Raw genomic sequence first — 13,739 nt, 5'->3', positions numbered from 1 at the left:
AAGGGTGCGCTCAGCGAACGGGGCGCACCCTTTCACATGTCACCAGGACACGACGCCGCCAAACCCCGGCTTCCGGGTGGACCGGCTCGATCCTCGTCCGACGCGCTTCCCAGAATCGTAAGCCGTGGACCGGGTCGGAGTCTGGAAGTCCTCGTCTTAGGCTCGGCGGTCCGGCTGCGAAGCATCTTGCTACTCGCCGGCGCGGCCGTTGGCGAGGGTGCCTGCCCACCATTTAAGCCCTTCGGCGAGAGCATTGAGCCGAGGTTCGATGGGGTCGAAGACGCTGAAGTCAGCAGGGTCCCTGGACCTTAGTGCTGGGCGGATGACTTCGGGCAGGATATGCACGGCCTGCCGGATCGGTGCCATTTCCAGTTCTACGGCCACCAGCCGGAGTTGTTCGATCACACGCGCACCACCTACGCCGCCCCAGCCGACGAAGGCCACGGGCTTGCGCTGCCACTCGACGAATGTGTGGTCGATGGCGTTCTTCAACACGGCCGGGTAGCCGTGATTGTATTCCCCCGTCAGGATGACGAACCCGTCCGCTTCATCGAGCTTGCGGCCCAAACGGGCGATGTCTTCTGTCGGGTAGTTGCGCCCGGTGACGGAGGGCGGCTTCTGGTCGAAGAACGGCAACGGATAGTCGCGGAGATCCAGCAACTCAACGTCGAAGCCGTGCTCCATCAACCGCTGCAGCACCCAGGGGGCTACGCGTTCACCGAAGCGGCCCGTCCTGGTTGTTCCCATAATGACCTGGATCCTGGTCACGGGCACCTCCTTGCCCCGATAACAGTCACCGAATAAAACGCCGCCCCAGATGCCGTTATTTCCAAACAGCCTTGCTGGCAGGCCTGCGCTGGGAGCAGATCGGTGCATCCCCGGAGCCCGCGAAGCGGTCAGGATGCGGAATCAAGGTTCCAGGTAACGGCCCGGATGGTGGAACATGCCCTTACCTGACATTGCACCCATGATTGCCATCTCAGTTGCCGGTATTCTGGCACCAATATGGCTGACCTCCCGTTACGGCCCGGCCATTGCGCCGTGACGGGCAGGATTTCTTGAGCCTGCGTCGTCAGAGCGTCAAACCCAGTCGGGCCGTTCATCCCACTGTCATGTGCGGCTGGTAGGGTCCGGGCATGGATGCACTGATGACCGACCGGGCCCTGGCTGCAGCTGCCAGAGAGCTGGCGGGCCGACCCGGTTACAACCCCGGGTTCCTGGGGGTGCCCGTCCCGATCCCCGCACTGCCAGGCGTGAAGACCGTCCTGCTCCCCTACACCCACTTCTCGGTCCTGATGCGCCCGGACAAACGGCTGGCAGCGGTGACGGCCCTGGGCATGGACGGGAAGAAACTGATGGACTTGGCCCGGGCCGGGATCCAGTGGCGGCTGGATCCGCGCCTGCCGGAGGACCAGCAGACCGGGGAGCGGGTCTACGCGCACAACGACATCGACCGGGGACACTTGGTCCGCCGTGCATCCGCCGTGTGGGGCGACACCCGGACCGAAGCCGCCCAGGCAAATGAGGACACCTTCCACTACACGAACGCAGCCCCACAGGCGGCCAAGTTCAACCAAGGCATGCAACTCTGGCTCGGTCTGGAGTCCTACCTGCAGGAGAACGCCGCCGACAACAGCCGGCGCATCGTCGTGTTCACCGGGCCGATCTTCGGTCCCACCGACCCGGTATACCGGGGCGTGGACATTCCACTGCGTTTCTTCAAGGTCGCAGTCTTCCTTCATCAAGGGGCGCTGGCAGCCACGGGCTACGTCGTAGACCAGACACCTTCACTCGCTGACCTCCCGGACGTCCCCCGGCCCGGAGTCACCGACGAAGCCCCACCACTCGGGCCCTTCCGGACCTTCCAGGCCCCCATCCGGGACATCGCTGCCCTCACCGGACTGGACCTGCCCCAGCTGGTGGCCGTGGACCGGACGCCGATCGCCACGGCCCTGCCCAGCGCCCGGGTCACCGAAACGTGGCGGGAGCTGCACTCCCCCGAAGACCTGGACCTGGACTTCGACCTGGGCGGCTGACCTGAGTTTTCGGACTCTTCCGCCGCTATACCGACCTTCCCCTACCGAAATGAGCACACCATCACTTCCAACACCGTCGTCGTCGCCGGAGCCACCGGTGACCTTGGCCAGCGCATCGTTCGCGAACTCCTCCGCGGGGACACCCTGGTCAGGGTTTTGACCCGCCCCGGTAGCGGGACAGGCGATGCCCTCTACGGCGGGGAAGAACGCGTGGAGATTCACCAGGCCGCCTACACGGACCGGGCCGGCGTCGTCTCAGCACTATCCGGCGTCAGCACCGTCATTTCGGCCGTCAGTGGCGCGCGTCCGGTCATCGTTGACGCGCAGCGGGCGCTCCTCGCGGCCGCCGTAGAAGCAGGGGTGACACGGTTCATCCCGTCGGACTACTCTGCGGATTATCGTCGAATCACCCCCGGCAGCAACCGCAACTTCGAGCTCCGTCGCGAGTTCGCCGCCGAACTCGACGCCGCACCCATCCGCGTGACTTCAGTGCTGAATGGGGCGTTCGCGGACATGCTCACCGGACAGGCGCCCATGATCTTATTCAAGCGTCACCGGGTCCTGTTCTGGTCCTCACCCGACCAGATCCTCGACTTCACGGCCAAGGACGACGTCGCACACATCGTCGCACTCGTCGCCCTCGACGAAGACGCACCCCGCGTCGTCGAGATAGCCGGCGACCGCGTCACGGCACGGAATATCGCCCGGATTATGACCGAACTCACGAGGACACCCTTTTCCCTGCAATGGGCCGGGACCACTAGTCTTTTAGGGGCCGTGAGCAGGATCGGCGCGCGCGTTTCTAAGGACAACGACCAGGCTTTCCCCGCGTGGCAGGGTATGCAATACTTCGTCAGCATGTTCAGCGGCGAGGCCGAGCTCCACCACATCAACAACGACCGCTACGGCCCGCACAAGTGGACCTCGGTCCGCGATGTCCTCGAAGCGCACCTGAACGTGGCAACGGACGATCGCTGACCAGGCACAGTCACAGCTCCGCGGCCTCACCTGCTACCCAGGAACGCTGAAGAAGCTTTCGGGTCCTCAGCACCGAGGAGGTCGTGGTAGCAGCCCCTCACATAGCCGTCGCACCGGCGACCCTCTAGAGTCCTTGCGTATGAACGTAGCAGCCAGTCACGTCCCGGTTCGACCCGTCCGCCGTCCCAGTCAAATAGCCCGGTCGCAAGCCTTCAGCGCTCAAGGCTTCTGTTCTTCCAACTTGCCAACCAGATCCTAAGCATGCTTACTATAGGGCGGCCGAATACGAACGGCTACCAACCAGAGGAGGAAACACCATGGGATTGGGCGACAAGATTGAGAACGCCGCCGAGAAGGCTGGCGGCAAGGGCAAGGAAGCGGCCGGCAGCGCCACCGGCGATGACAGCCTGAAGGCCGAAGGCCAGGCCGACCAGGCCAAGGGCGACGTGAAGCAGGCCGGCGAAAAGGTCAAGGACGCCTTCAAGGACTGACAGGGATCGCGGAATGGGCGCGCTCCAGCAGCGGGGCGCGCCTTTTCTGTATCCAGGGCAGAGGCTGCTTCCTGGTTTTGTTCCCGCGGCTGGTTCCTTGTGACCTTGCTTCCTCGGGTAGCCCCGCGGCTCGCGAATGCCGGCACAAACAGCTGCTGACTCGTCTCATATACAAGGAGAAACGATGCCCCGAGCAATCTCCGTCATTGTCTTTGACGTGAATGAAACACTGTCGGATATGTCCCCCATGGGTGAGCGCTTCCTCGAGGTGGGCGCACCGCCGGAGATGTCGAAGCTCTGGTTCGCGACCGTCTTGCGTGACGGCTTCGCGCTGGCCGCCAGCGGAGACAACAGTTCGTTTGCCGCCATAGGCGCGGACGTTCTCCGGGGACTGTTGAGCGGCGTGGAGCTCGACCAGCCCCTTGACGAGGCCGTCGAGCATGTCATGGGCGGTATGAAGGACCTGGAAGTTCACCCTGATGTCCCGGACGGGATCAGAGCCCTTACCGCCGCAGGGTTCCGGCTGGTGACGCTCAGCAACGGCTCGGCCCAGATCGCAGGGAAGTTGTTCAGCGGTGCCGGTATCAGGGATGAATTTGAGTCCCTGTTGTCGGTTGAAGACGCGCCTGCGTGGAAGCCCGCCCGCAGCTCCTACCAATACGCCGCCGCCAGTACCGGAACTGACCCGGGCAGCATGCTTCTTGTCGCCGTGCATCCCTGGGACATCCACGGCGCGGCTCGGGCTGGGCTCCGAACCGCGTGGTTGAACAGGACCGGGGACGCGTATCCGGTCTATTTCGAGGCCCCAGAGTTCACGGTTTCCGCCCTGACCGAGCTGGCGCCGGTACTGGCCGCCAACGCCTAAAAGAACGCCCACCACCAGCAGGAAGACCGGCAGGGTCGGGAATTTAAAACCGCACCCTGGTCTTGCCGCTAAGACGGGCCTTTCTCCAAACGCCCATGCCAGGAACAATCCCCGAGACTTTCAAGGACACTTCCATGCCCAATCTCGATCCCCTCTGGACCCCTTTTCTTATCGGGTCCACCGAGCTGCCCAACCGTGTCGCGCTGGCGCCGATGACCCGTATCAGTGCCACCGAGGACGGCCACGCAACCGAGCGGATGGCTTCCTATTACTCCCGGTTCGCGGCCGGCGGCTTCGGCTTGCTCATTACCGAAGGCATCTACACCGACACCGCCCACAGTCAGGGCTACCTGTTCCAGCCGGGCCTGGCCACCCCGGAACAGGCCGAGTCCTGGGCCAGGGTCGTCGACGCGGTCCATGCCCGCGGGTCACGGATCTTCGCCCAGCTGATGCACGCCGGCGCCCAGTCCCAGGGCAACCGGTTCGTTGACTCCACCCTCGGCCCCTCCGACGTCGCCCCCAAGGGAGAGCAGCTGGGCTTCTACCGCGGCGAAGGACCCTACCGCGAACCGCAGGAAGCCACGCCCGCCCAGCTGGACGAGGTGCGCGGTGGCTTCGTGAACGCGGCGTTGAACGCCAAGGCTGCCGGCTTTGACGGCGTGGAAATCCACGGTGCGAACGGCTACCTGCTGGACCAGTTCCTCACGGACTACCTGAACCAGCGCACCGATCAGTACGGCGGCACCCCCGAAAACCGCGTTCGGTTCGCCGTCGAGGTGAGCCGCGCCGTCCGCGACGCCGTCGGGCCCGACATCGGCGTTGGCATACGGATTTCCCAGGGCAAGGTCAGCGACCACACCCACAAATGGGGCGGCGGTGCCGAGGAAGCGAAGGCGATCTTCACCGCCCTCGCCGGAACCGGGATCGACTACATCCACACCACCGAGTACCGCGCCGACGCCCCCGCATTTGGTGAGGAGGGCGAGTCCCTCGCCGCCCTGGCGAAGCAGCACACCGGGCTGCCCGTGATCGCCAACGGCAGCCTCGATGACCCGGAAGCGGCCGCCTCCCTGATCGCTGCCGGGCAGGCCGACATCATCGCCCTCGGTAAAGCCGCTCTTGCCACCCGCGACTGGCCCCGGCGGGCACGCAACAATGAGGACCTCGACGAGCTGGACGGCAGCGTGTTCGCGCCCGTCGCCGATGTCAAAGACTGGGAACTCGAACCCACCGCTTGACCCCCGACCCATCACTTTCCTACACCTGGAGGGCAACGATGTCACTGCTTCCCACACAGACAGCACCCGAGCTTGGCCTGCTCCTGGTCGGCGGCGGCAATACCGATGACCGCAGCTGGGCACCGGCGCGGATGGCCGGTTCAGCCTGGTCGTCTTTTTCCGCGGCCTGCACTGCCCCATCTGCCGCAAGCAGGTCGCCGAGATCGACAAGCGGATCGAGGACCTGAAAGCCGCTGGCATCGGCCGGGTGGTCGCCGTGAGCATGGAAACGGCAGAACGAAGCGCCCAGGTCGTGGACCAATGGCGCCTGGGTTCCCTTCCCGTGGCTTACGGGCTCGATGAGGAAGCCGCCCGCGCCTGGGGCCTGAATCTCTCCCGCGCCATCAAGGACGGCGAGCCGGACCTCTTCAACGAACCAGGCATCTTCATCCTCGATGAGGACGAAACGCTGTTCTGGTCCAGTACGGCCACCATGCCCTTCGGCCGGTCGTCCCTGGATGACGTGATCGCCGGAGTCCGCTACGCCCAGGAGCACGACTACCCGGCACGGGGCGCCGCCTGACACATCATCCCGACCACAAGAAGGGCGCCCTCCGCGAACGGAGCGCGCCCTTCTTGTAGTTCGAGGTATACCGATGGTTGCCGTAGCGTAGGGGCACCAGCCATTGGGGGATAGTCAGCCGTCAGACTTGCCAAAGTCAACAGTCTCGAACTGGGCCCAATAAACCCTCCGCGCCCACAGTGCCTGATAACTAACGGCTTGTACGGCACGTGTTGTAGCGGTCCCATCATCGCTGACTGGCTTTGGGGCTCCAGATCATGTGACACTGCGCTGTGTCCGCGGCGGTCCTTATGAACTCACTTGCTGATCAGTTTGGTCCACTGCTACATCCCGGGAATTTGCTGGGCCTCGTGGACCTCGATTTCGCAGCCACCTGGCATGTCCAGATGCGGGTGGACCTTGGCTAGTTCCACGGCTTCCTCAAGATTCTCGGCCTCGATGATGGTGTATCCGGCGACCTCGCGCTGGCTCGGTGCCGTGCTTCCGCCGGCGGAAACGCGGACACCGTTGGCCAAGGGTGTTCCGAAGTCGACCAGGCCGTTGCCGACCTTACCGGCCCAGACGTTCCACAGTTCCATGACGGCTGCCATGTCCTCGGGTGCGGGCGGCGCTGCCTCTGCGGGTGTCATCGGGGCGTGGTAGATGAAAACGAACTTGGACATAATGTTTCTGCTTTCTGTGGTGCCTTTGGCGGCTAATGGAGTGAAAGGCTTTAGACAGTCAGGGTTCGACCGGTGAACGCAATCAGGCGCTCCAGGCTGCCAGCGGTCTCCGCGACCGGCTGGGCAGCAGCGAAGCTGCCGCTCGCGCGAACCTGGTCAGAGATGGTCAGCACGGCCAAGGCCTCAACATGATCGGTGACGACGTCGGAGACGACGAGTTCCTGGCCGATCGTTTTCGCGAAGTCCCAGGCGTGTACAAGCAACTCCAGATTGACGATGCCGGCCACGACGGTGGCGGGCAGTTCAGCGAATCCCATGTCGATAGTGCCGTCCAAACCGCGGCGGGCGAATGCCTCCAAAGTGGGTTGTGCGAGTGCGGCGACGCGCGCTTCAGGGTTTCTCCCGGCGTCATCGCTCACGTCCGCACCCAGTGCGCTACCGATCTGCTTCAATGAACCGACCAAGTGCTCCAGCAATTCGTGGGTGGTAAAGGCCTCGCAGGGAGTGGCCTTCTCCCTATCCGCCGGAGTCAGCTTGCGCAGCACACCCAGAAGCACGGCCAGCGACGCCTCCGCAGAACTGATGTGATCGATCGGATCCGGGGCCGCTGACCACTCGTCAGGGCCGGCGCCGTCCGGTGAGGAAGCTTCGGCGATGAGGCGGTCCAGGTAGTGGTTCCAGCCCTCGGCATGTGCTGCCGCCTGTTCGGCGTTGAGTCCTTCGTGGACCAGGCGCAGTGTGGTGCCCTCGGCGTCCGGCTCGAGCGTGATCGTCACGGTGGAAGCGCCTGGCGCCAGGTCCATTCCGGCTTCCCAGCCCCAGGTGAAAACGATGCGCTTGCCCGGGTCGATTTCCTGGAACGTTCCGGCCGCGTGATGGCCGGGAGTGACGGTCCAGCGGTATTCTCCGCCAATCCGAAGGTCAACCCGGGACGCCACCGTCTGCCAGCGGCGCAAACGCTCCGGCTCCGTGATGAGTGCAAAGGCCTCGTCGGCGCCGACAGGCAAATGGATGGTCTTATCGAACGTCATGACAGTGGTCCTTCGTCTTGAGGCGGAATATCTGAATTAGTTGTGTGATGTTGCGGGGCGCCGTGCCGCTGGGCGGCAAGTGCGGCCGCATCCGAAGCCAGCAAATCCAGTTCATAGGTCCAAAACTGCTCTACAAGCTCACGAAGCCGGGACATACCTGAGGCGTCCAGCCTGTAATACCTATTGCGCCCCTCTTTGCGGGCAGACACCAGGCCGGCCTGTTCCAGCAACAGCAGGTGCTGGGACACCGCCGACCGGCTCACAGTGAAATGAGCGGCCAGATCCCCGACCGTCTGCTCGCGGCCGGCGAGAAGATGCAGCAGGCGTCGTCGACTCGGCTCCGCAGCTACCTCCAACGCGTCCAACACCAGAGATACGTTAGCGAGGACTAACGCATATAGCAACTTCGAGCGAAGATACCCTGGCTGCACGCCCCTCTTGAATTCGCCCGGCATGAGACAGCCGCGCCTCCTCCTCTCACGACCAGGAGAAAGACCGGTGGGTGTTGCACCGGTCCCATTACGGGTGTGATGCCTTCTACTGCCAGCTGGTATCGCCGGCGCCCACGAAAAGGGCGGGGCCGAGGGAGAGGTGGGATGGTTCCGCCGGAGCCGGCTCACGCAATCCCTGTAGCAGTGCCTGGAGGAGCTCAACGATCGGATCAACGACTGGGAATCCCAGGATGAGAATCGCTGCATCGGCGACAAAATCCGCACGCCACGTCAGAGTTGGTCTGCTTTGCATCGATGAGCTCGGGTATATGGAGCTGCACAGCCGGGGCGCAGAATTGCTCTTCCAAGTTCTCACCGAATGTGAAGAGAAATTCGGTGGAGTCTGCCTGATGACGTCGGATGGCCAGGGAACCGTTAAAGGACGGCGCGGAATGACATATTTGCGGCAATACGAATGCGCAATCGCCTTGACTACCTAACTATCAGCCTGCTTATGATTGTCTTAGTCGAAGGGGATCGGCTTGGGGAATGGGAAAGCGAAAGGCGTGCTCAGCGAACGGGGCGCGCCTTTCCTATGCCTTCATAGTGTTGAGCAGGACAGCTACGTGGGTCACTCACCCGCTGCCTCAAGCAGCCAGGTCATTGCCTGCTCCTCCGAAGTGAAGTATTTGATCGGGAACCCCGCCGGCACCAGGGGTAGGCGGAACATCGCGATCACCCGGTCAACGGGCGAGGAACCCAGTAGCGCCATGCGCGAGATGAGGGACGGGTCCGGGAACACTTTCCGGGCGGCCGCAGAGTGCGTCACGCCCTGTATTTCGACCAGCATCGGCAGCCTGGCGCCCTGGCCCAAGGTGGTAATGGCGTCAAGGGCGGCGTGGGCTACGTCGATGCCGATGTTCACCCCTCGCTTCCACCGCAGGCGAAGGACCCCGCCGGACAACTCCATCGAGCCTTTGCCTTTGATGTCCACCTTGTCCATGCCGTCCCTGTCTATCGAGCCAATCCAGTCTCGACCGTAGCCCATGGTGGCCAACCCGCACCGCAAGGCCCTCGCGTAACCTAGGGACAAAGACTATCTGGGGGTAGCAAATGAGTTTGAGTCCAGCTTTCGGCATTCTCGGCGTCCTGTACGCCATCTTCACGATCATCATGGCGGTCCTGACGGTCTACGCCCTGGTGCTGGTCATCATCTTCCTGCGGCTGCGGATCGCCGAACTGAAGCGGGCCGCGAAGGCCCATGGACCGCAACCGTGAGCAGGGCATCCGGCTGATGACCCAGACCAAGCGTCCCGCCCCGCACCCGGAGTGGGTTCTGATGTACCGGAAAGGCATCCCGGCGCCCAAGATCGCCGCCGGCGCCGGCGTTGCCGCATCCGTCGTCCGCTACCACCTCGCCATCGCCGCCAAGCAGGACCCAGGCCTGCGCCAGGAGCACCAGGCGGCCATGCCCGTCCCGCCGCCACGAGTGACCGATGCGGGCCGACGGAACCTGGCATCCGTCCTGGCGTTTCATCACGCCGAGGGCCGGCTGCCGGTCAATGGCCGGTCACCCCAGGAGTCCGCCCTGGCGGGGTGGTTGACCCGCCGGCGGCAGCAGGCAGCCTATGGCGCCCTCTCCCCTGCCTACGCCCATGCCCTGGACACCATTCCAGGGTGGCGGGACTACCCCACGAAGCGGGATGCGGACGCGGCCCGCTGGCAGCAGCGTCTGGCCGAGGTCGCCGCCTGGCTGGCCGCCGGGCACGACTGGCCCCGGCACAACAAGACCGAGGACCAGGCGGAACGAACCCTGGGCGTCTGGCTGCACACCCAACGCATCGACTACCGGGCCGGGAAGCTCACCGCGGCCAAGGAGAAGCAGCTGGATGACGTCATCCCCGGCTGGCGGCACGGCCGGGTGCGGCGGGGAGGGAACAGCCGAGGAGGAAGTGCCTAGACGAGCAAAGCAGAAGATGCGTCCCCTCACAGGCCAGCCGCAGCCCAGAAATGGCTTCTCTGGGCGGCAGACGCCGATGGACGGTGCGGCTGGCCACGCACAATGAAGACACCCGCGAGATTCGCCAGAAGGTGGACCGCGATGACTGCGGCATCCCACCCCCGGGCGCCAAGATCCTTGGGGGTCTTCCTGAGCTGAATGCCAGACATCCGTCGACCAGGACGCGCGGGGCCATGCAGATCGCCGCCGCGCAGCTCCGGCTCGTCACGGATCGGCGCCTGGGCAAACAAACCCCTGACTGGGTCAAGCAACTGGCGGCTGAGAAGCTGCACTCCCCCCACCCTGAGTACAAGCCGCGCTCTTCGATGAAGGACCAGCGGGCTGGCCCTGAGGCCGAAGGACGCACCGTGTGCGTCCTGTTGCACAGCCAAGCGCATCGGGTGAACTTCAGGGCTTGCGCCCCGTTATGGTTGTGTTCCTTCAGCCTGTGCTGATCCTGCCTGGCCCAGCAAAACCGGTAAGGGCAGAGGAGTCACGGTAACTGTCCTCACGCTTTCGGGAGATTGGCAGTCGTGCAGCGGGGTTCCCCTCTTCACGAAGCCCGACGTTTGCGGCTGGACGTGGATGCCCCGGAGGGTTCGGACAACGTACTGCCGCGGTACAGTCCCGTACCCTTTCGGCCTGGCGGGCCACTCCCGGTCTGATCATCCTTCGGCTAGAGCTCCGCGTTGGAGAATACCGGGGTCGCATCCGGCCGTTTCGCCCGAAGGTCCCTGTGGACTGCGCGATGCCGGAGATGGCCTGCCGCCCAAGGGACAAGGTAGTTCCTGGCCCAGAGGAGGTCCGAGGCCCGGGCCTGACCCCAGCTGGTTTCCCCATGGTCCTTGGGTTCCATCGGCTGGAGCGTGTGCTGGACGCCAAGGGTATCGAGCACCAGCATCGCAACGGTGTGGTGCCCGAGCGGGGAGAGATGCAGCCGGTCCAGATCCCACATCCGCGGGTCCTTTAGCTGCCGCAACGCCCACAGGTCAGCAATCACCGCGTCATACCGGGCGGCGATTGCGTGCACGTTCTCATTGAAAACCGCGACTTTTGCCCGGTTACGGCCCAGCACTGGAGTGGATCCCCAGTCCGGCCCGGTAAACAGCACCAGGGTGGCACCTGTTTGGCTCAGCAGTTCCACGCCGGCCTCAAGTCTGCCGGCCAGCTTGTCCGGGTCCGTGCCGTGGAACACCATGTCGTTGCCGCCGGCGGACAATGTGATCAGGTCCGGCTTTAGGGCCAGCGCCGGGGCGATCTGCTGATTCAGGATTTGTTCCAGCAACCGTCCGCGTACTGCGAGGTTCGCGTAGGCAAAGTCCTCGTGCCCAACGGCCAGTTCTTCGGCTACGCGGTCCGCCCATCCCCGTAGTTTGCCGGGGTTTCGCGGGTCAGGGTCCCCGACTCCTTCGGTGAATGAATCCCCTAGAGCGACGTACCGCCGCCAAGAGTGCCGGGCCTCCTCCTCTAACCGGTCACCGCCGGAGCATACGGTGGCAGGAACACGACGGCCGGTCAACCCGGAGCCACCCGCGCTCACTTTCCAACCTCCTGTGCAGAAACTCCTTTGCATGTGGATAACTCTCAAAATGTGCGCGATGTTCCCGCGAGACGACGGCAGGAACACAGCACCAAGGTTGCAGCGTCGTCTTTCAGCGGGGGCCCCGGCATTCCTGGCCGCCACGGACCCTTCGGCAGGCAGGAGCTCGTTTGCGCGCTGACCATCAGGACGGCCCCGGCGGCTTCCTTCACCCTGGCCCCCTCCCGCTCCGGCAGGAATTCTGTGGGACAGGGAGGTCGCTGCATCCCGTATTAGGGCTGGGCCTTGTCTTTCAGAAGGCATCGGCCCGTTTATTGGCCGGGCTGCTGGCATGGTGTCCGGGAGCTACCGCCGTTGGTCTCAGCGTCAGCCCTCCGGTGTAGATGGCCTAGACGTTTCAGTGTCCAGCCCGCCGGCAGTCCTATGCCGGGCTCTGCGGTGTTCCACCTGGGTTGTCGTCAGGGGCGGTGCCGCCTCCGGAGGCTGCACCTGCTCGGCTTACCGGGATTTTCCGTGAGGCCCTCCCGGTCTCGTCCGGGAGCGGGATGCGAATTTCAAGGACACCGTTATCGTAGGTCGCCCGGATGTCACTTTCGGTGGCCGGCCCTGGCAGGCTCACGCTGCGGGAGAAGGTCCCGTACCGGAACTCGGACCGGTATCCTTCCTTGTCCCTGTGTTCGGACTTCTCCTCATGCCGCACCTGAATTCGCAGGTCGTTGCCGACCAGTTCAATGTCCACGTCCTTTTCGGGATCGATACCCGGGACCTCGGCCTTGACCACCATGGAGCCGGCGTCACGGTATTCCTCCACCCGAAGCCAGGAAGCCATGTCCCCTTCAAGGAACCGGCGGAAAGGTTCGGTAATGTCAGCGCCGCCCCAGCGCATAATGTTGGCCATCTCGGCCACCTTCTTCTCTCTCCAGCCCGGCCGTGAGGCATTTGAGTCCACGGGCCGAGACCCGATTTCCTACACCATTAAGATACGCCCGCGGAGCGACCATGATAAGGCACCTACGCACGCACTCAAGGCTTCCCGGGCCAGAGGGCTCCTGCGAAAGCATGCGTTCGAAGGCCATGTCGTCCCCGCCTAAGGTGAGCCCATCCAGGAGCTCCCCCGGACGGTCCCGATGCATCACGGGGCTGAGGTCCAGCACCAGTAAAGTGCGCGCCGGCGACGCGACCGAACCAGACGAAAATTTATGGGCAGTGTCCACGCCTACACCGGGGATTGATCGCACCACTCTGGATTGTTGAATCAGGTCCAGAAAAAGGGGGGATATAGGGGGGCACTCCCCCTCGACGGGTGAACTGCCCGGACATAACCTTTCCTCGCAAGATCCCAACAAAGGTGAAGAGGTGTTTGAGATGGGATCAGAGGAAAGCGCCGCCCTGGTGAGGCGGGGCTATGAAGCGTTCAGCGCTGGCGACATGGATACGCTCCGGGACATTTTCACTGAGGATGCCAAGTGGCATGCCGCTGGAAACGGGCCCATATCCGGGGTCAAGCAGGGCCGGGACGAAATCCTCGCCTATTTCGGTGAACTTGGCTCCCGGTCCAACGGTTCGATGAAGGTCACTGTGGAAGACGTCACGGTGGGTGACCGGTACACCGTCGGCATTCAACTCACGCGGGCAGAGCGCGATGGCAAGACCCTGGACGAGCGGCAAGTAATCGTTTTTAGCGTCTCCGACGGGAAGGTGACGGAGGGCATTGAAATGTCGGAGGATACCTCCAAGGCTGCCGACTTCTGGTCCTGACGCCTGGCCGGTGCGGGGGTCGCATCCTTCGCTTATGCCGAACGGGTCTTGAATACTGCACCGGCAGCATGCCTACTGGAGGAGTAGCCGCGCAGACCGGCGGCAACACCCTAGGAGGTAGAACAATGGGAGCGGGAGATAAAATTCG

General features: G+C 63.9%; 17 protein-coding genes and 2 pseudogenes. 12 read left to right on the top strand and 7 right to left on the bottom strand.

Translation table 11 applies throughout. The annotated features are described in order from the left end of the window. Positions 1-189: 189 nt before the first annotated feature. Positions 190-768, bottom strand: coding sequence for an NADPH-dependent FMN reductase (locus tag AB0280_RS16385; RefSeq protein ID WP_366367830.1), 579 nt, complete (start codon positions 766-768; stop codon positions 190-192). A 368-nt stretch (positions 769-1,136) separates the two neighbouring features. On the opposite strand from AB0280_RS16385, the gene AB0280_RS16380 reads away from it, so the two are divergent. The 6 genes from AB0280_RS16380 (at position 1,137) to AB0280_RS16355 (ending at position 6,170) form a co-directional block, all read left to right on the top strand. Next, on the top strand, positions 1,137-2,036 hold the full coding sequence (locus AB0280_RS16380) for a DNA/RNA non-specific endonuclease (protein WP_366367829.1): 900 nt from the start codon (positions 1,137-1,139) through the stop codon (positions 2,034-2,036). 27 nt (positions 2,037-2,063) lie between these two features. Continuing rightward, positions 2,064-3,014, top strand: coding sequence for an NmrA family NAD(P)-binding protein (locus AB0280_RS16375; protein ID WP_366367881.1), 951 nt, complete (start codon positions 2,064-2,066; stop codon positions 3,012-3,014). Positions 3,015-3,331: 317 nt separating this feature from the next. Continuing rightward, the gene (locus tag AB0280_RS16370) at positions 3,332-3,505 is read left to right on the top strand and encodes a CsbD family protein (RefSeq protein ID WP_366367827.1); all 174 of its coding nucleotides are present in this window, start codon (positions 3,332-3,334) and stop codon (positions 3,503-3,505) included. Between the two features lie 184 nt (positions 3,506-3,689). Then, on the top strand, positions 3,690-4,370 hold the full coding sequence (locus AB0280_RS16365) for a haloacid dehalogenase type II (RefSeq protein ID WP_366367826.1): 681 nt from the start codon (positions 3,690-3,692) through the stop codon (positions 4,368-4,370). Between the two features lie 134 nt (positions 4,371-4,504). Further along, entirely contained in the window at positions 4,505-5,608 is a 1,104-nt protein-coding gene (locus AB0280_RS16360) for an NADH:flavin oxidoreductase (RefSeq protein WP_366367825.1), read from the top strand. Between the two features lie 115 nt (positions 5,609-5,723). Beyond that, positions 5,724-6,170 (top strand): redoxin family protein, encoded by a 447-nt coding sequence (locus tag AB0280_RS16355; RefSeq protein ID WP_366367879.1) that lies wholly within the window; start codon positions 5,724-5,726, stop codon positions 6,168-6,170. A 323-nt stretch (positions 6,171-6,493) separates the two neighbouring features. Here AB0280_RS16355 and AB0280_RS16350 read toward each other — a convergent pair whose 3' ends face one another. The 3 genes from AB0280_RS16350 to AB0280_RS16340 are packed head-to-tail and all read right to left on the bottom strand — an operon-like array spanning position 6,494 to position 8,318. Continuing rightward, positions 6,494-6,832 carry a hypothetical protein gene (locus AB0280_RS16350; protein ID WP_366367823.1) on the bottom strand — a complete coding sequence of 113 codons (339 nt, stop codon included), beginning with the start codon at positions 6,830-6,832 and terminating at the stop codon, positions 6,494-6,496. 50 nt (positions 6,833-6,882) lie between these two features. Continuing rightward, the gene (locus tag AB0280_RS16345; RefSeq protein WP_366367822.1) at positions 6,883-7,863 is read right to left on the bottom strand and encodes a TIGR03086 family metal-binding protein; all 981 of its coding nucleotides are present in this window, start codon (positions 7,861-7,863) and stop codon (positions 6,883-6,885) included. After that, a complete protein-coding gene (locus tag AB0280_RS16340; RefSeq protein ID WP_366367821.1) occupies positions 7,860-8,318 on the bottom strand; it encodes an ArsR/SmtB family transcription factor in 459 nt (152 codons plus the stop codon). The genes AB0280_RS16345 and AB0280_RS16340 overlap by 4 nt, the downstream gene beginning before the upstream one ends. Positions 8,319-8,350: 32 nt before the next feature. Between AB0280_RS16340 and AB0280_RS16335 the strand changes: the two are divergent. Together AB0280_RS16335 and AB0280_RS16330 are read left to right on the top strand one after the other, a co-directional pair. Further along, positions 8,351-8,601, top strand: a pseudogene (locus tag AB0280_RS16335) (IS21 family transposase); the annotation flags it as partial. Beyond that, positions 8,576-8,686, top strand: a pseudogene (locus AB0280_RS16330) (ATP-binding protein); the annotation flags it as partial. The pseudogenes AB0280_RS16335 and AB0280_RS16330, both read left to right, overlap by 26 nt. A 239-nt stretch (positions 8,687-8,925) precedes the next feature. Here the strand turns inward: AB0280_RS16330 and AB0280_RS16325 are convergent. Beyond that, positions 8,926-9,342 carry an STAS/SEC14 domain-containing protein gene (locus AB0280_RS16325; RefSeq protein WP_366367819.1) on the bottom strand — a complete coding sequence of 139 codons (417 nt, stop codon included), beginning with the start codon at positions 9,340-9,342 and terminating at the stop codon, positions 8,926-8,928. 65 nt (positions 9,343-9,407) lie between these two features. On the opposite strand from AB0280_RS16325, the gene AB0280_RS16320 reads away from it, so the two are divergent. The 3 genes from AB0280_RS16320 to AB0280_RS16310 are packed head-to-tail and all read left to right on the top strand — an operon-like array spanning position 9,408 to position 10,748. After that, positions 9,408-9,572 carry a hypothetical protein gene (locus AB0280_RS16320; RefSeq protein WP_366367818.1) on the top strand — a complete coding sequence of 55 codons (165 nt, stop codon included), beginning with the start codon at positions 9,408-9,410 and terminating at the stop codon, positions 9,570-9,572. After that, entirely contained in the window at positions 9,556-10,254 is a 699-nt protein-coding gene (locus AB0280_RS16315) for a helicase associated domain-containing protein (protein ID WP_366367816.1), read from the top strand. The genes AB0280_RS16320 and AB0280_RS16315 overlap by 17 nt, the downstream gene beginning before the upstream one ends. A gap of 50 nt (positions 10,255-10,304) precedes the next feature. Next, positions 10,305-10,748, top strand: coding sequence for a hypothetical protein (locus AB0280_RS16310; RefSeq protein WP_366367815.1), 444 nt, complete (start codon positions 10,305-10,307; stop codon positions 10,746-10,748). A gap of 221 nt (positions 10,749-10,969) precedes the next feature. On the opposite strand, the gene AB0280_RS16305 is transcribed toward AB0280_RS16310, so the two are convergent. Both AB0280_RS16305 and AB0280_RS16300 read right to left on the bottom strand, forming a co-directional pair. Then, on the bottom strand, positions 10,970-11,833 hold the full coding sequence (locus AB0280_RS16305; RefSeq protein WP_366367813.1) for an SGNH/GDSL hydrolase family protein: 864 nt from the start codon (positions 11,831-11,833) through the stop codon (positions 10,970-10,972). 421 nt (positions 11,834-12,254) lie between these two features. Continuing rightward, positions 12,255-12,731, bottom strand: coding sequence for an Hsp20/alpha crystallin family protein (locus AB0280_RS16300; RefSeq protein WP_366367812.1), 477 nt, complete (start codon positions 12,729-12,731; stop codon positions 12,255-12,257). 467 nt (positions 12,732-13,198) lie between these two features. Between AB0280_RS16300 and AB0280_RS16295 the strand changes: the two genes are divergently transcribed. Then, positions 13,199-13,591: a nuclear transport factor 2 family protein gene (locus AB0280_RS16295; RefSeq protein ID WP_366367811.1), complete on the top strand. Its 393-nt coding sequence runs from the start codon at positions 13,199-13,201 to the stop codon at positions 13,589-13,591. The last annotated feature ends 148 nt before the right edge of the window (positions 13,592-13,739 follow it).

Source organism: Pseudarthrobacter sp. 902506025 (assembly GCF_040702325.1).
Taxonomy (GTDB): Bacteria; Actinomycetota; Actinomycetes; order Actinomycetales; family Micrococcaceae; genus Arthrobacter.
The sequence above is the reverse complement of the archived record's forward strand: the minus strand, read 5'-3'. Positions and strand labels throughout refer to the sequence as shown.